The sequence below is a fragment of the Clostridiales bacterium genome, assembly GCA_015243575.1.
Classification (GTDB): domain Bacteria; phylum Bacillota; class Clostridia; order Peptostreptococcales; family Anaerovoracaceae; genus Anoxybacterium; species Anoxybacterium hadale.
Window position 1 is genome coordinate 4175596 of the sequence record CP042469.1, and the last position, 24281, is coordinate 4199876.

The 24281-nt window shown below is 45.9% G+C and carries 22 protein-coding genes; all 22 read left to right on the forward strand.

Annotated elements, in window-relative coordinates:
• The first annotated feature begins 49 nt into the window (after positions 1 to 49).
• The 22 genes from FRZ06_18310 to codA all read left to right on the forward strand — a co-directional run bounded on the left by FRZ06_18310 (position 50) and on the right by codA (position 24202).
• Positions 50 to 1174 (forward strand): UDP-N-acetylglucosamine 2-epimerase (non-hydrolyzing), encoded by a 1125-nt coding sequence (locus tag FRZ06_18310; protein QOX65162.1) that lies wholly within the window; start codon positions 50 to 52, stop codon positions 1172 to 1174.
• Positions 1171 to 2250: a glycosyltransferase gene (locus FRZ06_18315; protein ID QOX65163.1), complete on the forward strand. Its 1080-nt coding sequence runs from the start codon at positions 1171 to 1173 to the stop codon at positions 2248 to 2250. The genes FRZ06_18310 and FRZ06_18315 overlap by 4 nt, the downstream gene beginning before the upstream one ends.
• Before the next feature lie 66 nt (positions 2251 to 2316).
• Positions 2317 to 3510 carry a glycosyltransferase family 4 protein gene (locus FRZ06_18320; GenBank protein QOX65164.1) on the forward strand — a complete coding sequence of 398 codons (1194 nt, stop codon included), beginning with the start codon at positions 2317 to 2319 and terminating at the stop codon, positions 3508 to 3510.
• The gene (locus tag FRZ06_18325) at positions 3491 to 4801 is read left to right on the forward strand and encodes an O-antigen ligase family protein (protein ID QOX65165.1); all 1311 of its coding nucleotides are present in this window, start codon (positions 3491 to 3493) and stop codon (positions 4799 to 4801) included. Before FRZ06_18320 ends, FRZ06_18325 begins: the two co-directional genes overlap by 20 nt.
• The gene (locus FRZ06_18330) at positions 4770 to 5945 is read left to right on the forward strand and encodes a hypothetical protein (GenBank protein QOX65166.1); all 1176 of its coding nucleotides are present in this window, start codon (positions 4770 to 4772) and stop codon (positions 5943 to 5945) included. The genes FRZ06_18325 and FRZ06_18330 overlap by 32 nt, the downstream gene beginning before the upstream one ends.
• 52 nt (positions 5946 to 5997) lie before the next feature.
• Positions 5998 to 7116, forward strand: coding sequence for a glycosyltransferase family 2 protein (locus FRZ06_18335; GenBank protein ID QOX65167.1), 1119 nt, complete (start codon positions 5998 to 6000; stop codon positions 7114 to 7116).
• On the forward strand, positions 7113 to 8375 hold the full coding sequence (locus FRZ06_18340; protein ID QOX65168.1) for a polysaccharide pyruvyl transferase family protein: 1263 nt from the start codon (positions 7113 to 7115) through the stop codon (positions 8373 to 8375). The genes FRZ06_18335 and FRZ06_18340 overlap by 4 nt, the downstream gene beginning before the upstream one ends.
• Before the next feature lie 6 nt (positions 8376 to 8381).
• Positions 8382 to 9932: a polysaccharide biosynthesis protein gene (locus FRZ06_18345; protein ID QOX65169.1), complete on the forward strand. Its 1551-nt coding sequence runs from the start codon at positions 8382 to 8384 to the stop codon at positions 9930 to 9932.
• On the forward strand, positions 9925 to 11166 hold the full coding sequence (locus FRZ06_18350) for a 4Fe-4S dicluster domain-containing protein (GenBank protein ID QOX65170.1): 1242 nt from the start codon (positions 9925 to 9927) through the stop codon (positions 11164 to 11166). Before FRZ06_18345 ends, FRZ06_18350 begins: the two co-directional genes overlap by 8 nt.
• Complete coding sequence (locus FRZ06_18355) at positions 11163 to 11846, forward strand: acyltransferase (GenBank protein QOX65171.1); 684 nt, start codon at positions 11163 to 11165, stop codon at positions 11844 to 11846. The genes FRZ06_18350 and FRZ06_18355 overlap by 4 nt, the downstream gene beginning before the upstream one ends.
• A 13-nt stretch (positions 11847 to 11859) precedes the next feature.
• On the forward strand, positions 11860 to 12156 hold the full coding sequence (locus FRZ06_18360; protein ID QOX65172.1) for a hypothetical protein: 297 nt from the start codon (positions 11860 to 11862) through the stop codon (positions 12154 to 12156).
• Positions 12157 to 12168: 12 nt separating this feature from the next.
• Positions 12169 to 12864 carry an SDR family oxidoreductase gene (locus FRZ06_18365; GenBank protein ID QOX65173.1) on the forward strand — a complete coding sequence of 232 codons (696 nt, stop codon included), beginning with the start codon at positions 12169 to 12171 and terminating at the stop codon, positions 12862 to 12864.
• The gene (locus tag FRZ06_18370; protein ID QOX65174.1) at positions 12861 to 14249 is read left to right on the forward strand and encodes a long-chain fatty acid--CoA ligase; all 1389 of its coding nucleotides are present in this window, start codon (positions 12861 to 12863) and stop codon (positions 14247 to 14249) included. Before FRZ06_18365 ends, FRZ06_18370 begins: the two co-directional genes overlap by 4 nt.
• A gap of 23 nt (positions 14250 to 14272) precedes the next feature.
• The gene (locus tag FRZ06_18375; protein ID QOX65175.1) at positions 14273 to 15607 is read left to right on the forward strand and encodes a hypothetical protein; all 1335 of its coding nucleotides are present in this window, start codon (positions 14273 to 14275) and stop codon (positions 15605 to 15607) included.
• 112 nt (positions 15608 to 15719) lie between these two features.
• Positions 15720 to 16631 carry a precorrin-6B methylase gene (locus FRZ06_18380; GenBank protein QOX65176.1) on the forward strand — a complete coding sequence of 304 codons (912 nt, stop codon included), beginning with the start codon at positions 15720 to 15722 and terminating at the stop codon, positions 16629 to 16631.
• Between the two features lie 447 nt (positions 16632 to 17078).
• Complete coding sequence (locus FRZ06_18385) at positions 17079 to 17507, forward strand: hemerythrin domain-containing protein (GenBank protein ID QOX65177.1); 429 nt, start codon at positions 17079 to 17081, stop codon at positions 17505 to 17507.
• A complete protein-coding gene (locus FRZ06_18390; GenBank protein QOX65178.1) occupies positions 17407 to 17787 on the forward strand; it encodes a DUF1858 domain-containing protein in 381 nt (126 codons plus the stop codon). Before FRZ06_18385 ends, FRZ06_18390 begins: the two co-directional genes overlap by 101 nt.
• Positions 17780 to 18985 (forward strand): DUF438 domain-containing protein, encoded by a 1206-nt coding sequence (locus tag FRZ06_18395; protein QOX65179.1) that lies wholly within the window; start codon positions 17780 to 17782, stop codon positions 18983 to 18985. The genes FRZ06_18390 and FRZ06_18395 overlap by 8 nt, the downstream gene beginning before the upstream one ends.
• A gap of 185 nt (positions 18986 to 19170) precedes the next feature.
• Positions 19171 to 20064, forward strand: coding sequence for an MBL fold metallo-hydrolase (locus FRZ06_18400; protein ID QOX65180.1), 894 nt, complete (start codon positions 19171 to 19173; stop codon positions 20062 to 20064).
• A 91-nt stretch (positions 20065 to 20155) separates the two neighbouring features.
• On the forward strand, positions 20156 to 21223 hold the full coding sequence (locus FRZ06_18405) for an oxidoreductase (GenBank protein ID QOX65181.1): 1068 nt from the start codon (positions 20156 to 20158) through the stop codon (positions 21221 to 21223).
• A gap of 294 nt (positions 21224 to 21517) precedes the next feature.
• Complete coding sequence (codB, locus tag FRZ06_18410) at positions 21518 to 22834, forward strand: cytosine permease (protein QOX65182.1); 1317 nt, start codon at positions 21518 to 21520, stop codon at positions 22832 to 22834.
• Between the two features lie 81 nt (positions 22835 to 22915).
• On the forward strand, positions 22916 to 24202 hold the full coding sequence (gene codA / locus FRZ06_18415; protein QOX65183.1) for a cytosine deaminase: 1287 nt from the start codon (positions 22916 to 22918) through the stop codon (positions 24200 to 24202).
• Positions 24203 to 24281 lie beyond the last annotated feature (79 nt).

Here is a 24281-nt window from a genome sequence, read left to right on the forward strand (position 1 = left end):
TTGAATTTCAGCGCTTCAGGCGTATTGTATCTTTTCAAGGGGGTAAGCAATGAAAAAATTGAAAGTAATGACTGTAGTAGGAACAAGACCTGAAATTATAAGGCTGTCCTGCGTGATCAAGAAGCTGGACCAGTGTGAGGTTGTGGAGCACACCTTGGTTCACACGGGGCAGAATTACGATTACGAGTTGAATGAGGTGTTTTTCAAAGATTTTAATTTGAGGAAACCAGACTGTTTCCTTAACGCAGCTACGGGAACGGCGCTGGAGACCATCGGAAATATCCTAATCAAAATCGACGGAGTGCTGGAGCAAGTGAAGCCGGATGCTTTTTTGGTATTGGGAGATACAAACAGCTGTCTTTGTGCAATTGGGGCAAAGCGAAAGCATATCCCGATTTTCCATATGGAAGCAGGCAACCGCTGTTTCGACCAGAGAGTCCCGGAGGAGACGAACCGGAGGATTGTAGATCATATTTCAGACATTAACCTGACCTACAGCGATATTTCAAGAGAATATTTGCTTCGGGAGGGCCTTCCTCCGGATCGGGTTATAAAGACCGGAAGCCCAATGCTGGAAGTGATTCAGTCAAGAATTGAGCAGGTTGAGGCCTCCCCGGTACTGGATCTGCACGGGTTGCAGGAAAATCAGTATTTTGTGGTTTCCGCCCATCGAGAGGAAAATATCAATTCGGAGGAGAACTTTGTAAAACTGGCGGAAAGTCTAAATGCAATTGCAGAGCGTTATCAAATGCCTGTAATTGTCAGTACCCATCCTAGAACAAGAAAAAGAATCGAGGAGAAAAATATCGAATTTGACCCTTTGATCCTCTTGTCGAAACCCCTGTCCTTTAGTGACTACGTACGTCTGCAGACGAAAGCCAAAGCAGTCCTCAGCGATAGCGGAACCATCAGTGAAGAATCCTCAATTCTGGGACTTCCGGCGCTGAATATAAGAGAAGCTCATGAACGGCCGGAAGCCATGGAGGAAGCTGCCGTAATGATGACAGGACTTGGGAAAGAAAGGATTCTGCAGGGGCTTCAAATATTGGAGACACAGCACAAAGGGACCCTTAGAAGGGTGGCGGATTACAGCATCCCAAATGTCTCTGACAAAGTTTTGAGAATTATTTTGTCCTATACCGATTACGTTAACCGTGTCGTGTGGCGCAAATGAATGTGATTCTCCTGGCACCGCTGCCGCCGCCGTCGGGTGGGATGGCCAGCTGGACCTTGAAATACATGGAAAGCGGCAAGGCAGGATTAAACCGCATCTGCGTTGTAAATACGGCGGTTACCGGCTGCAGGATATCAGCATATTACCGCAGGCTGCCGTCCAACGAATTCAAACGATTCTGCAGGATTCAGACTGATTTGAAGCGGCAATTACGAGCGGAGAAGTCTCCCGTCGTCCACCTGAACTGCGCATGCGGGCGCTTTGGATCACTGATTAAGGACTATCTTCTGGCTTCTGTAGCAAAAAGGGGCGGGGCGGGGTTAGTGACCCAATTTCATTGCGATCTGCCGACGATGATTGCAGGGAAAACAGATGTCTACTTCCTAAAGCAAATTGTAAGAATCAGTGACAGCACTCTCACCCTGAATAAAACGTCTGAACGGTTTCTATGGGATCTATGCAGCAGGAAGAGCATTACGGTTCCAAACTTTGTAACGGAAGAATTGATTACCAGAATTGAAGAGATTCAATTCAGAGACTCCGATGAAGAATTGAAGAAGGATGCAGTCCAAACAATTTTGTTTGTGGGGCGGGTTGAGGAAGAAAAGGGCTGCGATACAATCTATGAAACAGCTCGGAGATTCCCTAATATTAAGTTTCAATTACTTGGTTTTATAACGAATGCGTTTCGGTGCCTTCCAAAGCCGGACAATGTTGAACTGACAGGAGAAGTCGAACATGCTCGTGTCATTGATGCGATGCTGAAAGCGGATCTGCTGATGTTTCCCACCAGGACAGAAGGGTTTCCCTATGTTGTCTTGGAGGCTATGGCTTGCGGTCTGCCTATCCTTGCCGCCGCCGTTGGTGCGATTCCGGACATGATCGAAGGAAGCGGAGGAATTTTAGTTCCCCCGGATGATGCCGATGCGGCAGCAGAAGCGATTCTGACACTTGGAGATAAAAACCTGCGGCAGCAAATGGGGCACTGGAACCAGGAAAAGGTGAGAAACTATTATACTGCAGGAACGGTTATGAATCAGTTGTTTCAAATATACGAAGGGATTTCAAGGCCGTAATTTCGAACACAATCCTCAATAAAAGGGTATTTGACACGGAATCACGTATTTAAAAAGGAGCTGTTTATGAAACAGGTTGTTCTCTTTACACCGACGTTGATCACCGGAGGCGCCGAAAAGTTTGTTGTGGATCTTGCGGTAAACATGGATCGAAAGGTGTTTGATGTCACTGTTGCAACCTTAGCTGGCATCATTCCCAATGGCTTTGCTTCAAATAAATTTCTATCGGTTCTACAGGCGAATCAAATTGAGGTACTTGATCTGTCAGGGCGAAACAGAATTGAAACGCTGCGTAAGGTCAATCGATTTTTTTCTAAAAGACGACCGGAAATTATACACACCAATCTGAGTACAATCCTTTACGTAATGGTTTTTGCTACCTTCTATCGCACGGAGACAAGACTGTTTACCTTCCATAATCCGGCGGGATTTACTGCAGAGGGGCTGAAGAAGCAGTTGTATCGACTTGCATTTACGGTGTTCCGTTTTACGCCTGTGGCAATCTGTGATTTTGTTAAGGACACCATAGCAAGGGAATACAGGCTTCCGTATCGGAGTATCCCCTGTGTTTATAATGGTGTAGATACAAAGGCATTCCGGCCTTCTGCCCGGGCGCTGGTCATGTCTCCCGATTCGCAGTGCCGTGAAAATTCCCTGGAAGAAGAGATTTTGTTTGGTAAAACGGTGGAATTCATCAGCACAGGGATCTTGTACCACGTAAAAAACCATAAACTTCTGATTGATGCCTTTGCAATCGCCCACGCAAGACATCCTAATATCCGCCTCAACATCCTGGGAGACGGTGAATTAAGAGGAATGCTGGAGCGACAGATAGCAGTCTATCGCCTAGAGAAAAAGATCGTGATTCAGGGCATTACCGACAGGGTTGCTAACCATCTGAACAAGGCGGATGTCTATATCATGTCATCCAACCTGGAGGGGCTGCCTTTGTCAGTACTGGAGGCTATGGCATGCGGACTGCCCGTTATTACCACTGCAGCGGGAGGGGTAGTGGATATTGTTACAACAGGATATAACGGGATGGTGACTCCTGTAGGTGATGTGGTGGCGCTTGCTGACGCCATGATTCTTTTGACAGAAAATGAAGCGATGAGAAAATCCATGGGTGCCGCATCGAGAAAAAAGGCAGTGGAATTGGATCTTAGGAATTGCGTTTCCCGATACCAAAGTCTGTACCTGACCGGCAAGCCCGATGATTCGTCGGAAAAGAGGATGGCGTATGATGCAATCAATTCATGAGAGGTCCATCGATGAAATTTCAAATAAAGAATTTGATCAGAGTCAGAGGGAACGATACTACCGGTATCATGTTTGGCTGCTCCTTGCTTATATTATAATTGCCCCACTTGGCATGATTGGCCTTCAGGGAATTGGTTCAATCATGAAACTCATAAGTCTGCTGATTCTGGTTCTCGGCGTTCTTTTGCTGATTGCTGAGGATGCAGTCATCCAATTTACAAACCCTTTGGCGCGTGCATGGACGGCATATGTGCTCTATACGGCGGCAAGCATCCTCTGGTCAACCAATTTTGAAGCGAGCTTTAACATTGCAGCGGGGCTGGTACAAATTCTGCTGATCTCACTTGTGATTGCAAATATGGGAATTAAAGAGGGTGATTTCAGAATAGTTGAAAATGCCTGCATCCTCACTTCATTGATTTGTCTGTTTCTGTTTTTTGGAGGAGCAGGGCAGCAGATCGAGTACGGGGGGAGGATCTCCATCGTCTTCGGTTCGGGTATGACAGATCCCAATGAATTTTGTGCATATTTTTATATAACTATTGCGATTATTCTTACAAGACTGCTTCGAAATCCGTTAAAGATGGCAAACGTATTATACGTGTTTCTGCTGCTGGTGATCTTTTACTGCATCCTCACAACGGGCTCCAGAGGAGGACTGATGGCTGCCGCAGCGGCTGCCGCTGTAACCTGGGCATCTGCAACCAGGGCATCTGTGAAGAAACTTATATTGCTGGGGCTTCTGGCTGCAGTGGGATATCTTGCCTTTGTTCATTTCATCATATCCTCTATGCCTCAAGGGGTTTTGGAACGGTTTCATCTGACATCCATGATTGCGGACAAAGGAAGCGATCGAATTATGATTTGGACAGCGGCCTTTCAGGACATCTTCTCCGGTAATATCCGGCTCATATTCGGCTATGGTCCTTTCGGAGTTACTTTTATGAGAAATACCATGCATAACCAATTCCTTCAAGCTCTCATGGATGGGGGATTGATTGGGCTGATACTCTATTTGAACCTGGCTGTTCAGTTGTATCGGCGGGCCATTCGGAAAGGTTCTGTATTGCTGGGTGGGTTGACCGGTATCTTTGCGGCGTTGATGACTCTGTCAGCCTATGCGTTTTTTAAGCCTGTCTGGATTACTTTTTTACTTTGCCTGATCCCGGTGAAGCTAAATGAGGGCGATCAAAGGGACGATTCTATTGGAAAAGAGATTGATCAAAGTGATGATTGCATTGAAAAAGAGATTGATCAAAGTGGGGAACTCAATCAGACAGATCTTGTCTAAAGTTCCGGAAGCAGAATGGGCAGTGGCCTATCGCATGAAGCAGGACGGCACAATTTTGAATTCCGAAATACAGAAGTTCTACCTTTTGAAAAATACTCTGCGCTATTGGTGTGCAGATCCCTTCCTCGTTGAAGAGGGAGAGAGAACCTATGTATTTTTTGAGGCTTACGACAGAATGAAACGGAAAGGTGTCATAGGTTATCGGGAAATAGGAGTCAAGAAACCGGGACGGATACATATCATAATGGAAGAGCCTTTTCATCTTTCTTACCCCTGCGTATACAGGGAGAAGGAAAGCTGGTACCTGATTCCGGAATCGAGAGAAGCCGGTCAGATTGTCAGGTATCGTGCAAGGTGTTTCCCCGATCTGTGGGAGCGGGACAGAATCCTGATTGAAGGCGTAGGTGCGGTGGACACAACTGTGCTCCCGGCAGATATGACTGCACGCACAGATCTTCCTGAACGCACAGCAGAACCGACTGCACTTACGGCAGAAACGACAGCGCTTACGGCAGAGCTGACTACACTCACGGCAGAACCGACTGTGATTGTGGCAGAGCTGACTACACTCACGGCAGAACCGACTGTGATTGCGTCAGAAATTGGACATGACGCGGATTTGGATGCTCTCAAGGATCTATGTCTGTTCCTCTATCTATGGGAACGATTCAACAAAGGAACCCTTCAGGTGGTTCAAAGACAGGATAAGCTATGGAGGACCATCTGTCAGATTGACGACGTCAATGGGCGTAAACGGCCTGCAGGCAAGGTGTTTCGGTTTCAATCATCCTACTATCGCCCTTCCCAATTGTGTACAAGAACCTATGGAGAGGCGGTCATATTGAACCGAGCTTCCTATCATGATAATACTTACAGCGAAGAAGAGTGCGGGATGATTACGAAGAATGACATTTATCTGGAGCCGGAGACAAGGCTCAAAGGTGCGCATAAGATCAAAGGTGTTCATAAGATCAAAGGTGTTCACACCTATAACTCCTCAGAAGCATGGGAGGTGATCGATGTGGAACTCCAGGGATTCCGCTTGGTCAGATTCATAGGTCTCGTGCCGAGGATATCCCAAAAGATGAAAAGATATTGGAGCGCCAAGCGAAAAATTAACGAATCAGATGAGCACAAGGAATGAATCATCGCTGTCCTAATAAAAGGAAGCGGACGGAAGGGGACAAAGAGTACCCATGAAGCTAAGCATTGTCGTTGCTGCGTATAACGTAGAGGCCTTCATAGAGAGGACGCTGAGATCGCTGCTTTGTCAAAGAGATAAACAATTTGAAATCATTGTTGTAAATGACGGAGCCAGCGATGGAACGGAACGATTGATTTGTCAGGTTCTTGAAAACCAAAATGATATTGAATACAAGGTGATCCTCAAAGAAAACGGCGGTGTAAGCTCTGCCAGAAATAGAGGCTTAGCTGAGGCATCGGGTGACTATGTTCTGTTTCTGGATGGTGATGATTATGTAGCGGACAATCTCACCATACGATTCCTGGAAGCCTGTTCTCTGGAGGAAGCAAAAGGGTCAGTGCAGGCAGATGTCATCTGCTGGGGATATCGGACGGTGGATGAAAACGGAAGCCTTTTGAAAGATTATTTTGAATCCTATAGAACCATACCTGCAAGCATTACAGGAACAGAAGCACTGAAAAATGTTTTTCTCCATAAATCCATGTGGATTTGTACCGGCAGCGCAGCCTATCGAAAACAATTTCTTGATCAAAATCAACTGCAGTATACAGAAGGCTGCAGCAACGGTGAAGATCAGGAGTTTATGGCGAAAGCTCTGGCGAAAGCGAAGGGAGTCACTTTTATTAACGAGAGTCTTCTTTTCTATGTTCAAAGGAAGGACTCCGTTTCATTCAGCCGAAATGTCCGAAAATTTGACGCTATCGATGCAATGGAACGGATTGTCCATTCCCTGGGCACGGATAGAAACCTTGAGCTCTTAGAAATTGCCATCGAAGTCAGAACCAGGCTGCTGGTGGAAAATTATTTCAACAGTCTGGACTCCTGTATAGAGGGTTGGAAGATCCGCCCAATACTGAACGAGCTGGATCAACTCTATCCCAATCTGGAGCGAAAAATCGTGAGGAGTCTCAGGAGGTATCGCAGAGAAGGAAAGGGATTTGATCGATACCGGATCAAATGCAGGCTTTACTTGATTCACCCGGAACTTTATGCAGCGATTGTATCGCTAAAGCGTTGGGCTGCAAAGAGGAACCAAAATCGTCTGTATCGGAATTTGAAGAGCTGTGAAGAGCACAGGATTTCCGGATCTCCGGGAGGGTGCTGCAGATGAATATCTACATTTTTAATTGTTCCAATACCTTTAATTACGGTTCAATGATGATGGGGGAAAACTTTATTCGCTATTTTAATGCGGTATCCGGTAAACGACATGTGTATTATGTGGAAACCGACGACGAGATCAATATTCAGAGATTGAAATACGCGGCACGGTATGACGAAATCCATGGTGTAGAATTTAATTCCCTGTTTGTGAAAGGCTTCCGCTGGTATGATTATCTGCCTGGCCTGATCAGCTTGAAAAAGCCTGTCTCAGATTTTGCCGGGAGGATTGACTTAGTTGTGGTTCTGGGCGGGGACGACTTTACAGAGGACTATGGATGGAAAGCCCCGGTCGTGTATGCTCTTCAATTTGTTCTTCTGAGAAAAGCGGGGCTTCGCGTAGTAATGCTGGGTCAGACAATGGGGCCCTTTCGCTCTTTTCGTGTACCGATCATGAGATTGCTGCTTGCGAGAATGAATAGGATCTACACGAGAGACCATTTGACCTTAAACTATCTGGAGGGATTGGGTCTGAACAACGTGGGAACGATGGATGACCTTGCCATGCTTCCCCTCACAAGGCAGGAGGAAGCATCTGCAAGGCAGGAGCAACTACCTGCGCAGCCTGGGGCGTATATCACTTATTGTCCCAGTGAGCTGATTTACCGGTATACCAGGGAAGGAAGCAGAGAACGTTGGATTCAATTTAATTTGTTTCTGCTGGATGCGGTTCTCCGCAGGTATCCGGATAAAAAGCTGCTGCTCCTTGCCCATGTACTGAAGCCGGATCATGTGGATGACCGAAGAGCGGTGAGAGAACTTAAGGAGCTGCTGGAGGAAAAGCATCACGGAAGAATTCTCATTGCTGATTATGAACAATATCCATTTGAGGCTAGGGCACTAATCAAAAAATCATACTTTATGATTGCTGCCCGGATGCACGGCTCCGTATCGGCACTCCAATGCGGCGTGCCTTCGCTGACTTTATCCTACAGTTCAAAGTTCTGGGGGGTCATAGGCGAGAGCTATGGCATGAGAGATTACATCCTTGATGTGAGACAAATGGATGATCGCCAGCTGAGAGAGAGGACCTTGCATATGCTGGATCAGTTGGAGGCGAACTTGGATCTCATCAGAAAAACCTTAAAATACAAACATACATCGGCGGAAAAGAGCATTGTCAGTGCCTTGCGGGAAATTGCAGCGCTAGACCAAACCTGCGGCTGTGGCAACACTGCCTCAGGCGGACCGAATGCGGAAGGAAGGTAGCAGATTTTGAAGACAGATCAAATAAAAGCCGGCGCATTTCTTTCCTACCTATCTCTCTTTCTGAATACGCTGGTGAGCTTGCTTTATACACCATATATGCTGTTTCAAATGGGACAATCGGAATATGGACTGTACTCACTGGCAGTGACTGTAGTAGGCTACCTCGCCGTACTCGATTTTGGATTTGGAAGCGCTGTCATCAGGTATACGGCAAAATACAAAGCGTTACATAATAAGGAAAAGGAATTCAATCTCAATGGGATGTTTCTTGTGATCTATACCCTGATCGGTCTGGTGACGGCAGGAATCGGAGCACTGGTCTATTTAAATGCGGACAATATGTTTGCTGCACATTTGACCTTGGAGGAAATTGGAAAAGCGAAAATCATTATCTTATTGCTGGTTCTGAACTTGTCCGTATCCTTCCCCCTATGTATTTTCAGCTCCATTATCAGCGCATATGAGGAATTTATCTATGCCAATCTGATCAACATCGTTAGGATCCTTTTGGGACCCTGTGTGTTGATTCCACTTCTGCTGATGGGATATCGGGCTGTCGGCATGGCGGCAGCCACGACGGTAATTAACCTGTGCATTCTCATGGTCAACATGTGGTTTTGTCTCACAAGGCTGAAGATTAAATTCTATTTCAACCATCGGGATCTCAAGCTGTTCATGGAGATTTGCGCCTTTTCCTTTTATGGATTCTTGAATATTATCGTCGATAGAATCACTTGGAGCTCCGGACATTTTATTCTGGGTGTGGTCTCGGGAACCGTCGCGGTGGCTGTTTACGCCATTGCAATACAGGTCAACAACTACTACCTTGCCTTCTCTACAGCTCTGTCGGGATTATTCCTGCCAAAGCTTACTGCCATGGTTACAAACGGGGCAACAGATCATGATTTTTCCGAACTCTTTATCAAGATCGGAAGAATTCAGTATTTGATTATCGCTTATATTTTGGGTGGGTTTTTGTGCGTGGGACAAGATTTTATCGATGCATGGGCTGGGCCGGGTTATGAAGAGGCTTATTTCATTGCTTGCCTCTTAATGATTCCAGTGACCATTCCTCTGGTACAAAATACAGGAATCAGCATCCTCCAGGCACAGAACCGTCAACGGTTTCGCTCCATTACATATTTGATCCTGGCGGTAGTAAATATTGCTTTGAGTATCCCGCTGGGGATGCTTTACGGCGGGATCGGGTGTGCTGTCGGTACTGCTGCTGCACTGATTTTCGGAAGCGTTCTCATTATGAACATCTACTACTATAAAGTCATTCATTTGGATATTCCAAGATTCTGGAGAGAGATTGCACGAATGACCATGCCGGCGATTTGTGCCCTTGCAATCTGTTTTATATTCAGGGGACTGGGAGAAGAAGGGGCGGTTCTTACAATCCTTTTGAATGGGTGCATCTATACGGCGGCATATTTTCCGTTGATGTGGTTCTTCGGAATGAATCCCTACGAACGGGAACTGGTTGTTCTATACGGAGGGAAAGGAAAGCAGCTGCTGATTCGCTTGGTTATGAGGAGGAAGTGCTATGATTGACCAAATCGGAACCAGCTTTTGTACTGGCTGCAAGATGTGCGGTGACCTATGTCCCTGCGAAGCAATTTCCTTTGCAACCGATAAAAGAGGATTCTGGTACCCCGTCGTGGATCCTGAAACATGCATTGGCTGCGGTGTTTGTATCGAAGCCTGCCCTGAATCCGGTAAATGCCTTTTCCACAGAGATCTTGGCGGGTCATTGCGCTGTCAGTGGAGTATGAATCCCCCCACAGTGTATGCTGCATGGGTGAAAGACAATCTGCTCAGATTGAGGAGTACCTCCGGCGGACTTTTTTCCGCTCTGGCCGGAGACTGCCTTGCCAGAGGCGGTGCCGTAGCAGCCTGCCGGTATACGGAAGACTGGAAAGGAGCGTTTCATTGGGTTTGCCAGACTCAGGAGGAACTGGAAATGCTCATAGGATCGAAGTACTTCCAAAGTGATACCGGAGGAATTTTTCGAGAAATAAAATCCCTTTTAGATCGGGATGTGGAGGTTTTGTTCTGCGGTACTCCTTGTCAGAGCGCGGCATTGCAGAGTTTTCTTGGAACCTTTTATGACAAGCTGACAACGGTTGACTTTGTCTGCAGGGGGATTAATTCGCCTGAGGTATACCGCCGATATCTTTCTGAGCTTGAGGAGAAATACCAGTCACCAGTAAAATCGGTTCATATGAAGAATAAGCGTCTGGGCTGGGAGAGCCTTGGTTTCTCCGTCAGATTTCAAAATGGAAAGGAGTACTTCCGGCAGGGGAAGGATGATGCATGGGTACGTGGATATCTGAAAAAAAGCCTGTTTACAAGACCCTCCTGCTTTTCCTGCAAATACAAATCACTGAATCGCATTTCCGATATCACCATCGGAGACTTTTGGGGGATCGGATCCGTACAAAAGGAGGATCTGTTTCAGGGCATTTCTCTTGTCATCGTGAACTCCAGGCGAGGAGAGCTGCAGTTTGAAAGAATCAAGGATGGCATCGTCTGGGAAAGGCGATCGCTGGAAGAAGCAGCAGAGGGTAATTCCAGCCTATTGATGAACGATTTGGATGATGAAGGAGGGAAACAGTTCTATGAGCTGTTGGAAACGATGAAGGTATCACAGGCAGTTGACGTATGCCTTAAGCTCCGGTTTCCATATCTTACGAAGAAGCTCCCCAGCCTTAGAACGCGGCTTCCGCTTTCCCAGCCAGTACAGCTTGTGAGAACATTCTGCCAAACCGTCAGGAGGAAGCTATGATTCGCAAAATTAAGGATCTATTGATCTATGTAGATTTAATCAAACTCTTTTATTACAACATAATCAGCAAAAGCATCATACGGCAAAGAGGCAGCTATCTTATCCCATATAAGAACGCTGTAATCAATATCCACAAAACCGCCAGACTGCAGATTAAGAACGGAAGTATTCGGCTTGGTGATGTGAAGCTGAGAGGTTCCAGGGCAGAAACCTATCTGAAGATGGATCAAAATGCTCAGTGGTTTTCTGATGGTGGTGCCGAGCTGTTTTACAACACCAAGGTTGATATTCAACAAGATGGGGTATTTCAATCGGGCTTTTTCAGCGCAAATTGCGGTACTGTCATCGTATGCTCGAAAAAGATAACCTTCGGAAACAATATCATGCTCGGCAGAAATATTACGATTTACGACAGTGACCACCATCAGATGACAGACCGGCACGGACATATGATCAATTATGACGCTGAAGTCACTTTGGAGGATTCCGTTTGGCTTACTTCAAATATCACAGTGCAGCGGGGCGTGACCATAGGCACCGGATCCATCGTGGGAGCACATACATTGGTTAAAAGGGAAATTCCGCCGTATTCTCTTGCAGAGGGAAACGTCGGATTAAAGATTACAGCCATCGATAAGATCACCGGATGGAAACGGGATAGTACTCATAAGAGAGATTAAGGAGGGAACTCAAATGAAAGAGACTGTAGAAGAATTGATTCAGGAAGCTATTCTCGAGCTCAACGAGCAGCTGGATGAGGACAGAAAGATTTCGTACAGCGAGGATTTAAAGCTGATCGGTGTAAACGCCGCCCTTGAATCCATCTCGTTTGTCACTCTGATTGCGATTCTTGAAGATCTGATCAGTGACAGACTAGGCAAGAATATCCTCATCGTAAATGACAGAGCCTTTTCACAAGAAAGGAGTCCATTCCGCTCCGTCGAGTCGTTGTCTGATTATGTAACAGGACTCCTGCATGAAACGGAATAGAGGTGAAGCAAGATGGTCATCGTCATCACCGGTGCGAGTAAGGGCATCGGACTTGCGCTTGTAAAGCATTACATAGAAAATGATCATACCGTAATCGGCTGCAGCAGAACCAAACCGGATTTTGAGCACGAGCACTTTTGCCATTACCTCGGGGATGTGACAAATTATGATGAGGTTCAGAAATTTGCGTTTGAGGTTGCCAACGCTCATCCCGTTGTAGATGTGCTGATCAATAATGCGGGAGCAGCGTCTATGAACCATTTTATACTGACAGATCCCCGCTCAGCAGAAAGGCTGATGCGAATAAATTATCTGAGCGCATTTGCCTGCTCCCGTGGATTCATCAGGCTCTTAAGGAAATCCGAGCACCCACGCATTATCAATTTTACCACGGTAGCGGTTCCCCTTAATCTGGAAGGTGAATTGGCCTACGGTGCATCAAAAGCAGCAGTCGAGAGCCTGACCAAAGTGTTGTCAAAGGAGCTGGGATCTTTCCGGATTACTGTGAATGCTGTGGGACCAGCGCCCACAAAGACCAACCTGATTGCCAATGTCCCCAAGCATAAGCTTGAAAAAATACTGGAGCAGCAGGCAATCCGGCGCTTTGCTGAATTTGAGGACATCGTACAGGTCATCGATTTTTATATGAATCCCAAAAGTGATTTTATAACAGGGCAAATCATCTATTTAGGCGGTATCTGCAGATGAACATTGATTTTATCGAAAACATCCTCGAGGATTGTAAAGAAAATCTTGCAGTAATTACGCCGGAGAAAGCATATACATATGAAGACATCAAGCAAAAGTTAAAGGCCTGCCAGCTGTATTTAGAGGAACATGGAGTGAAGTCTGGAAGTGTCACCGGTATTTACGCTGATTATTCAGCAGAAGCCATTGCCCTGCTGCTGGCTTTAATCGAGCGAGACTGCATCATCGTACCCATCTCTAAGACGGTGAAAAACAGCCACAGACTGATTGAGATTGCTCAGTGCGAAAATGTTTTTGACTGCGACACTGGCTTTGACTGCGACACTGCCATTGGGACCTTTGCCGGAGCCAAAGAGAATGGGCAGGATGAGATCCGATTTCGGACTACGGAGGTGAAGGCGGATCACGCGATGCTCCTCGAATTGAAAAAAAAGGGTGTCCCGGGATTAATCCTTTTTTCATCCGGTACCACTGGCGAACCGAAAGCCGCACTTCACGATCTGTCGAGACTGCTGGAAAAGTTCAAAAGGCCGGGGAAAAGCTTAAAAACGATTTCATTTTTGCTATTTGATCACATCGGCGGATTTAATACTCTGCTGCACACGATCAGCCATGGGGGAACCATTGTCACTACGCCAAGCCGTATGCCGGAAGCCGTTTGTGCTGTTATTGAAAGGGAAAGGATCGAGTTACTGCCTACAACACCGACTTTTCTAAATATGGTGTTGCTGAACAAGCTCTACGAAAGATATGACCTCTCCTGCTTGAAAATAATTACCTACGGAACTGAATCAATGCCCGAGCATACGTTGAAACTGCTGTCCGCGATCCTGCCTCATACGGTTTTCAAGCAAACCTACGGTTTGTCGGAAGTAGGAATTCTCTCTACCAAATCAGAGGGATCCGACTCCCTATGGATGAAGATCGGGGGTGAGGGATATGAAACAAAGGTTGTGGAAGATGTGCTTTTTATCAGAGCGGAGTCTGCGATGACAGGATATCTGAATGCCCCTTCTCCTTTCGACGAAGAGGGCTGGTTTGACACGAAGGATCGTGTAGAGCTTAAGGACGGGTATCTGAAAATTCTCGGCAGGACCACCGATTTGATCAATGTAGGCGGCGAGAAGGTATATCCCATAGAAATTGAAAGTGTCCTTCTTCAGCTTGACGGCGTCCTGGATGCAAGAGTATATGGTGAGAAAAACCCGATTATGGGAAATACCGTAGCGGCGGAGGTGCAGGTTGCATCCCATAACAATAGCAGAGATTTTATTAAAGCATTGAGAAATCACTGTGGTGAGCATTTGGAAAAATACAAACGGCCCGTGCATTTCTTCTTAACGGAGTCCATACTGTGCGGGGATCGGCTGAAAAAGAAGCGTTAAAGCAGAAAAAGGGGGAGTTTATTTTGCTGAAGGTTAAGCGATTCAAGCCAGAAATGATATTACTGATGATGATTCTGTTATTCATATCCATAACGGTGCTGCTGATCAGCCGCACGTATGAGACCTCTTGTATTGGTGCCTATCAATATGTTGCTTTGGGTGACTCATATTCCTCCGGTCAGACGCCTTACGGAGATCATGAGGGATATGGATATTCGGATTTCATCAAAGATAAGCTGGCAGAGGCTGGGATTTTGAAGGAATACAGCAAGAAGGGCGTTTCCGGATATACAACAGAAGATGTGCTTCAGCAGCTGCCGTCCATCCGCAGGCTCCTTGCAGAGGCAGATATTATAACGCTGGACGTAGGAATTAACGATATCCAGTATTTGGATGAATTTAAAGAGTATCGGAGGAAGCCATCGCCGGAAAATCTGGAAGTCCTAAAAACAGCAGTTGCACTGCAGGTTCCTGAGATTACAAGGAATTTAAAGCAGATCATCGATGACATCAACACTGCTGATACAGATTCCCGACCAGCCATCTATCTGATGGGTTATTTTAATGCTTATCCCTATCTGCCTGAATTGGAATCCGTCATAAACAGCCTGAATGATGGGATTCTCAGCGTGGCCATTGAAACGGGCGTATCGTATGTTCACACCAAAGATGTTATGGATCAAGACTTGAAACGTTATCTTCCGGGAGATACACATCCAACTGTGGAAGGTTACCAGATCATTGCCGAGGAGTTTTGGAAGTCCATCTATAAAGACTTTATAACAAAGCCATTGGCCGATCGTTCTTTGGTCGATGTGAAAGGGCACTGGGCCGAAGCGCAAATCAATAAATCCTTGGAGGAAGGAATCATTACGGGATTTTCCGATGGTTCCTTTCGTCCCGACAGGGCAGTCTCCAGGGCGGAATTTATTACGATTATTAATCGGTATTTTCATCAGACAGAAAAGACTGAGATTTCCTTTTCCGATGTGCCAGAGCATGCATGGTATCGCACTGAACTTGAAATTGCTGCCAAATCCGGCTATGTTGCTGGAAATCAAACCGGCAGCTTCAACGCAAATGAAAAGGTGACGCGGCAGGAAGCCTCGGTTATTTTTGCAAAGAAGATGGGGTTTTCGCTGTCTGCGGAAAACAGCGAGGCAGAACAATATGAGGATTGGAAGGAAATCCCCGACTGGAGCCTTCCTTCTGTCAATGCGATGATAAAACACGGAATTATGAAGGGTTATCCAGACAACCGATTTCACTGTCAGGGTTTTGTAACCAGAGCGGAAGTTTTGACCATGCTTGACAAACTTGCGGGTCAGATGGATTCTGATGGTGACCCGATAGAATAAAATATACTTCACAGATCACAGGAATATGGTATGATGATTACGATGAGAGCAATGCTGCTGCTTCCGCACCGGCTACTTAGAGCCGGCGGCTGTTCAATAGGAGGATGTGACTGTGGAACAAATTATATTTTCAAATGAGACAATACTTTCCTGGCTAAAGTACTTTTCCGGACATACAGACATCAGTCTTGCCGAGCTTAAGATCCTTGATATCACCGGAAAGAATAAGAATCTGATTCCCACTGTAATGACCAATCGTGCTGTCTTGGTATTTACCGATGCGGGACATCAAGATATTTTTTACGACATGTGGAATGCGGAACTGGGAGACTGTGATATCTGGTACAATGAAGGATCCGACCCGTCTGGCCAGATTAAGCATGATAAGCTTTCAAGCATGATAAACCGGGGAATCAACGCGTCTGCTGCCATGCTGATTCTGAATCCCGATGCTGCAACAAATTATCAGGTTGGAATCGAGAACAGCCGCTTTTCTTATGGCTCAGTGCATTATGTGTGCCGCGAAGTACGTGCGGTAATTATAAACAAGCTTAATTTAGGAGACCGGAGCAATATCTGCATCATCTCCGGCGAGAGCATTGCTGTTGAGGCTGCTATGATCACAGGTCAGGGTAGTGTGGTAGCCGTGGAGTATGACAGCAGAGACAGAAAAACGATGGAAGAAAATATCGTGAAATTCGGGCTAAAGAATGTGACGGTGGTTGAGTCTCTGAATGAAGAGACGATGAAGTCGCTGCCCGTTCCCGATATCGCATTTATTGTTGCATCTCCGCGAATCGGTGATGAGATTAAAAGTCTTCTTGCGGTCAATGCCAGCATGGATATCGTAATCTATACCCTGGACTTTGAGGTGCTGTCCTCACTGACCTCCCTGCTGAAGGAGAACGGTCTGACCCGCACGGAGGCCTTGCACATAGAGGTTTCAAGAGTCAACAGCAAAGGTATGATTGAACCTTTCCCCGATCCTTGGCTGATTTCATGTAAGAGCAGCGATTCTTTATAGGCTTTGGGTAAGGGAAGCGAGAAGTCATTTTGTGTGCTCATCTGGGCACCCCTTCACGAAATCAACGCTTCTTCGCAGTAATACAAATTAAAAAGGATGTTTCTACCGGAATGATCGAATTCCAGGGAGAAGCATCCTTTTTTATCTAGTACAACCGCAGCTTCAGCTGCAAAGGAAAAACGGACAGCGTAGCAAGCACAGCTTGCGTAGGAGTCCCGAAGGGACGTTGCCTTTTTTCCGCAGCTTCAGCTGCAAAGGAAAAACGGACAGCGTAGCAAGCACAGCTTGCGTAGGAGTCCTGAAGGGACGTTGCCTTTTTTCCCAATAGCACTATACGTGGTTGATTTTCCCATTTTTCTCAACGGATGTTGCAAAAGCAACGAATCTCAATCCTTTTATATAGTACAGTAACACTAACAGGATAAACACCAAAATGAATTTGGGTTAATGAAAGGAGAAAATAATGCAATGGATATGGAAAGTTTAAAAAGACAGCATAGAGATGTACTGACATTAGCAAAATATATATTGGAACAGATCGCCGGGGGTGAGGTAGAGAAAAATCTCGATGAGGTAGTCAGATGCATCAATACCATCTCTGGAAAGCTGAAGCTGCATTTGATGAGTGAGGATCAATTTTTATATCCAGCACTCAGCAGCAGCGCTAATCCGATGTTAAGAAGGTTCGGAAAGCAGTACGGAGAGGAAATGGAGATCGTAACAGGCGCTTTTGAGGGATACAAAGCCAGCTATAACACTGCACCAAAGATAAGACATGATATGGCCGGTTTCGAAGCTGCTTCAAAACAAATTTTTTCCGCTCTATCAGGTCGGATCGGCCGGGAGGAAACAGAACTTTATCCGTTACTGGATTGACCTTAGTAATTCAATAAAAAAGGAGTTGATTGTGGTGTCAGAGAAAAAACTGGATTTATCAAAGAGCGTTTTCGAACTTTGTAAGGATGATCCTCAGGTTGAGGAAATACTTGCAGAACTAGGTTTTTCAGAAATAACAAAGCCAGGTATGCTCCAGTCTGTTGGGCGTTTTATGACCATACCCAAGGGGGCAGCCATGCGCAATGTAGCCCTGGAAGTGATCCGACAGACCTTTGAAAATAAAGGGTATACCATAATGGGAGGAAGCGAAAATGAGTGAACTGATCAACAACCGGGAATTCCGAGTCGAGACCATAAAGAAAATTTTGGCACAGCTCCATGAGGGAAAGACTGTAGAAGAAGTGAAAAGCCAATTCGCGGAAGCCTTTGAAGGGGTTTCGGCAGAAGAAATTTCACAGGCGGAGCAGGCGCTTGTAAACGAGGGAATGGCAGTCGAAGAGATTCAAAACCTTTGTGATGTCCATGCGGAGGTCTTTAAAGGCTCTATCGAGGAGATCCATCGCGGCGAGGAACCCTCTGAACTGCCCAGCCACCCAGCTAATGTACTGAAGGCAGAAAACCGGGCTTTGGAAAACCTTATGGGGGAAATTAAAACAGCTTCCTCTCAGGTTCTCCCAGACCTGCTGAAGAACCTGTATCAAGGACTGGATATTCATTATAAAAAGAAGGAGAATTTATTCTTTCCCTATATGGAGCAATACGGGATCAGCGCCCCGCCGAAGGTCATGTGGGGTGTGGATGATGAAATCCGGACCATGCTCAAAAATGTATTGAAAACGGCAGAAAACGGCAGCTTGGCAGAGGAGCTTCAGTCTGCGATAAGCGAAACCTTCGTAAAGATAGCGGACATGATCTTCAAAGAGGAAAACATTCTCTTGGGGATACTTCTTGAGAATCTTACGGTGGATGAGTGGAAGCAGATTGGAGAGGACAGCGGAGACTTTGGGTATTGTCTCATTGAAAGTCCGGGAAAATGGACGCCGGAGGAAGAACCAGCAGCTGAACGCGCCCGGAATGCCTCTGACGCAATGAAAACCCAAAGAAATGAAGCTGGATTGATTCAGCTTCCTACCGGTTCCTTTACCGTACAGGAACTAACGACAATTCTGGATACGCTTCCCATCGATATCACCTTCGTAGGAAAGGACGATACCGTGCGGTATTTTTCTCAGAGCAGTGAACGGATCTTTCACAGGACTCCTTCCGTTATAGGACGGCAAGTGTCCAACTGCCATCCTCCTGCAAGTGTGCACATCGTCGAAAAGCTTGTAGAGGACTTTAAGAACGGTATCAAAGACAGCGAAGACTTCTGGATTCATCTTGGAGATAAGTTTGTTCTGATTCGGTATTTCGCGGTTAGGGGTCAGGGCGGTGATTATCTGGGGGTTCTGGAAGTAACCCAGAACATTGCGCCAATCCAGAAAATCACTGGAGATAAGAGGTTGGTATCTGAGTGATTCACGAGTTGGGTCGTAATGAAAATCCATAGAAAAACAGCTGCCGAATTGAGAACCACTTGAAGGTTTCCGCTTTTCCATGTAAAATGAATTACATTCTCTGTGGAGTAAAAGGAAGAAATTGAATTGTTCTGTCCTGTAGAACAGGACTGGAACAAGCTAAGAGGACAAAAGGAGCTGGTTACGTGGAGCTGTGGAAGGTAAAAGGGAACACTTTTTGTATTGATACCGGAATAAGTTATATCCCTTTTTATATGATAAATGAAAGAGACATCATTTTGCTGGATACCGGATGGGCGCAAGCAGACCGGGTAGGATTGGAAGGGATTTTTGAAGAAAACGGTTATCAGGTAGTGGGGATTCTATGCAGCCACGCCCATGTGGATCATATGGGCAATTGCCAGTACTTCAAAGAGAAGTATCAATGCGTTGTCGCTATGTCGGAGCTGGAAGCGCTGCTCTGCAGTTCGCCAGTGAATCTCAAGGTGTATTACAGCAGTCAAACTTTAGCTCAGGTGAAGAAAAATCTGGGGCATATGATCTGCAAAGCAGATATTCGCATACCAAAGGATCAGGAGAAAATTCAGATTGCTGGAGTCGAATTCAGGATTTTGCATACGCCGGGACACAGCCCGGCGCATATTTGCGTGGTTACACCGGATGATGTTGCGTATCTGGGAGATACTTTGGTGAGCAGAGATGTAATGGAGCCGGCAAAGCTCCCCTATGAGTATATTTTAAAGGAAGCCTTGAAGAGTAATGATAAGCTTCTGGAATTAGGCTGCAGCAAATATATTGTTGCCCACAAAGGCGTGTATGATGAGATCAAAGGTCTTGTTTCCGAAAATCGAAAACTGCATGAGAGGAATGCTGAGCGTGTACTTTCTCTGATCGATCATAGTATGACCAGGGAAGAGATTATGAAAACAGCTATGGAAAAGCTTAAGATTTCAATTAGAAGCGTCAGCAGATATCTTACCTTGGAACGGATGCTGAATACCTATGTGGAATACCTTCATGATACAGGAAGGCTGGACCTTATTATGGAGGATGGCTTTCTAAAATATCGTGTAAAATAAAGTTAGAGTCAGTTGATAAAGGGAATAATACCATAGAAAAAGCTCAAGAAATTAGCGTTTAGATACCCAAAGGATAAAAGGAGGATTTGCTATGAAAACCATCAATGCGGCTGTCATCGGATACGGGCTGGCCGGAAGGGCATTTCATGCCCCAATTATCAATTGCCTTGAAGAGTTTAATTTAAAGGCGATCTATACCAAAAACAAGGCAAATAGAGAGGAAATCAACAGAAGGTATCCCAATACGGAGGTTGTAACGGATGTAAAGGATATTTTTCAGGATGACTCCATCGAGCTGGTTGTGATTGCAACCCCCAACGAGTTCCATTATCCTCTGGCGGCGGAAGCCATGGCGGCAAATAAAAATGTGGTGGTTGATAAGCCCTTTACCATTACTTCTCAGGATGCAGATCAACTCATTCATTTGTCACAGCAGAAAAATGCTGTACTTTCTGTCTATCAAAACAGAAGATGGGACAGCGACTTTCTGACCTTGAAAAAACTGATTGAGAGCGGAATACTGGGAAATATCGTTGAATTTGAGAGCCATTTTGACAGATTCAAGAACACTACGAGCAATAACTGGAGAGAGGAAAGCGGACCTGGTTGTGGCATGCTCTACGATTTGGGACCGCATCTCATTGATCAGGCAGTAAATCTTTTCGGGCTTCCCCAGGCTGTAACAGCCGATCTTCGAAATCAGAGGGAATGTAAGGAAACCGTTGACAATTTTGAATTGATCCTCCACTATCCCAACCTTAAGGTCACCTTGAAATCAGGAATGCTTGTAAAAATCCCGACCCCCAGATATACGCTGCTGGGAGACCGAGGCTCTTTTGTGAAGTATGGACTTGATGTACAGGAAGGAGATCTTGTAAATGAATTGACCCCGCTGAACAAAGTTGATTGGGGAAAGGAGCCTGAGGCTATATACGGAAGAATTGCTACAGAAATCGGCGGATTGAACGTGGACGGGATCGTTGAGAGTGAACGAGGCGATTATCGCCAGTATTATCTCAGCGTATATAGGGCCCTTGTGGGCGAAGAGCCCCTTGCCGTTACCCCGCAGCAGGCGAGAAACACCATCAAGCTCATTGAAGAGGCTATTGTCAGCAATGAAAGCAAACGGACAATCGATCTGGATGGAAAGTTAATTTAAATACACGTAACAGCACGCAAAGTTTCAAGTGTTTTAGAGTATCAGCAATAAAAAATCCCAAAGGAAGCTTATGATATGCCCCCGTCTGCTTGACGAGGGCATATTAAGTTATCAGAAAAGTTTGAAAAAGGTATTGTGCCCTATGGCTGCTCATGGTATTATGATGAAGTAAATGTAATCAATTACATTAAACATGTCCTGTGTTTTAGGCGTAATTATTTGTTTTATATCTCATAGATAATGTAATTGATTACGGCAGTGTCTAATCGGTAGAATCTTGAAAGGAGAATTACCATGTCAAAAGAAATGACGAAAAAATCGGTCGTTAAGGAAAAAGATTATCCGCTGAGTCATGTACCACCGGAAGCAAGAACGAGCCTCCTCGCGGTAACGGGAGTACTCATCGGATTTACCTTTTTCACACCTACAATGGCAGCAGGCGCAAGACTGGGCGCTGCATTTCCCTTTTCAGAGCTGATCTGGATTTTGCTGGCAGGAAGTGCGATCCTTGGCTTTTATGTGGCAGTGATTTGCTCGATCGGTGCGAAAACCGGACTTACTTCTGTACTTCTTGCACGTTATACACTGGGCTCCGCAGGAGCCAAATGGGCCGATATCATACTGGGAGGGACCCAGGTTCTATGGTACGCTATCACAGCAGAATACATGGGAGTTCTTTTCTCCAAGGGCCTTGGTCTGCCGGGCTGGGAAGTGTTTTTCATCATTTTCTGGTCTGTTATCATGGGGGCCACCGCACTTTATGGTTTCAGAAGTATGGCCATTGTTTCCTACGTGGCGCTCCCTCTGATGGTAGCCCTTGTGGTGATTGTTACCTGGATGGCATTTAAGGAAGTAGGCAGCTTGGAAAATCTCTTCGGGATGAAACCAACCACCACCATGTCCGTAACGGTTGCAATTACGGTTATTGTTGGCACCTTTGCTTCTGGAGGAACGCAAGCAGCAAACTGGGCAAGATTTGCCAAGGATGGAAAGACTGCATTTATCGCAGGACTCCTTGCGTTCCTTGTGGGAAACGGAATCATGGTATTTTCGGGAATGGTGGGCGGCTTTGCATTTCAGACGGGAGATCTGATTGAATTGATGATAACCATGGGTCTGACTTTCTGGGCGCTGATTATTCTGACGCTTAATATTTGGACCACAAACAACGCCACTGCTTATGCCTTTGGTGTTGCAGGAGCAGAAATGTTTAATAAGTCCAATAAAGCACCCTTTATCATCTGGGGTGTGGTAATTGCAACCATTGTTGCTGTTGCAGGTGTAGGCGCATATTTCATTCCGCTGTTGAACCTGTTTGGAACCTTTATCCCTCCTCTCGGCGGAGTTATCATAGGAGATTATTTCTTTACATATAAAAAGAACTTGCCGATGCTGGATGATGTGAAGTTCCGGAAGCTTCGGTTTGCGCCTTTGATCGCATATCTCGTCGGATGCGCTGCCGCATATTTTGGCGGTGCATTTGAGATCGGAGTACCATCTTTGCAGGGAATCATCATTGCTGCACTAGCAGTGCCTGCAGTAAATGCGATCTTTGCAGCAATGAAAATCAATGATTCCCATGAAGTGAAAAAGGACGCAAAATACGTTTAGGAAAGCGCTGATTCATTCCGTGCGGAGATTTGATCAGTTAATTTTCACTTGACGGTGTTTATAGCAACAGGAGGAAGGAACATGAATTCACTTTTCATAAAAAACGCGAAACTCAGAGGGCAAGAGGGCCTAAGTTGTATCCTCATTGAGGACGGAAGCATCAGCCGTATTGGAGAAGGGATTGCAGTGGATGGGCTGGAGACTGTAGATGCAGGAGGAAATCTGGTAGTTCCGCCTTTCGTTGACCCCCATGTTCATCTGGATGCAGTGCTCTCAGCAGGTGATCTGAGCAGGCCAAATAAGTCGGGAACCCTGCTGGAGGCCATCGATATCTGGGGAGAAAGAAAACCCTTCCTGACAAAGGAAATTTTAAAGCAAAATGCGCGGGAAGTGGTCAACTGGTATATTGCCAACGGAGTCCTTCGGGTTAGAACGCATGCGGACTGCTCCGACCCTACGCTTGTAACAGTAGAAAGTCTGGTGGAATTAAGAGATGAAGTTCGCGATCTGATCGATATTCAGGTTGTTGCCTTTCCTCAGGATGGTATCTTTACCAAACCCGATGGTGAAGCGCTGCTGAGAAAAGCACTGGAAATTGGAGCGGATGTGGTAGGCGGAGCGCCGCATATTGAATATACCAGAGAAGACGGAGTAAGGGATGTAGAGACTGTTTACCGGCTGGCGGAGGAATTCGACAGGCTCATCGACATCCATATTGATGAGACAGGCGATCCCCATTCCCGGTTCGTCGAGGTAATGGCCAAGGAGAATATCAACAGAGGCTGGCAGGGAAGAGCTGCTGCCAGCCACACCACAGCAATGCACAACTATAATAACGACTATGCCTTTAAATTACTAGGGATTCTGAAAAAAGCCGATATGAACATGATTACAAATCCTTTCGACAATTCGGTATTGCAGAACCGAACCGACGGGTATCCCAGAAAGAGGGGGCATACAAGGGTGGATGAGCTGCTTGCAAGAGGAGTTAATGTATGCATCGGACACGATTCGATCATGGACCCATGGTATTCCATGGGGAAAGGCAATATGATCGCTGCTGCAAATTTGCTGGCTCATACCGCACACATGAATGGACATGATCAGATTACGACCTTGATGGATATGATTACCGTAAGATCGGCGAGAACACTGAAAATAGAAGATACCTATGGATTGGAGACGGGAAAGCCTGCCGATCTTGTGATACTGGATGCCAGAGATGATGCGGAAGCGGTACGATTGACCAGTGAATGTCTGTATGTCATCCGGCGGGGAAAGATCATCAGCAAGACAGAGCCGGCAGTGAGGACGCTGTTTGTAAAAGAAACGCCGGAAACTGTTGACTTTAAGCTTGGGAAGCGTTGATTTCTTCTGTGCACCTTTCATTTAATCAGCGCTCCTCTAAGGTAGCGCTGATTTATTCCCGGCACACATCTTAAGAAAC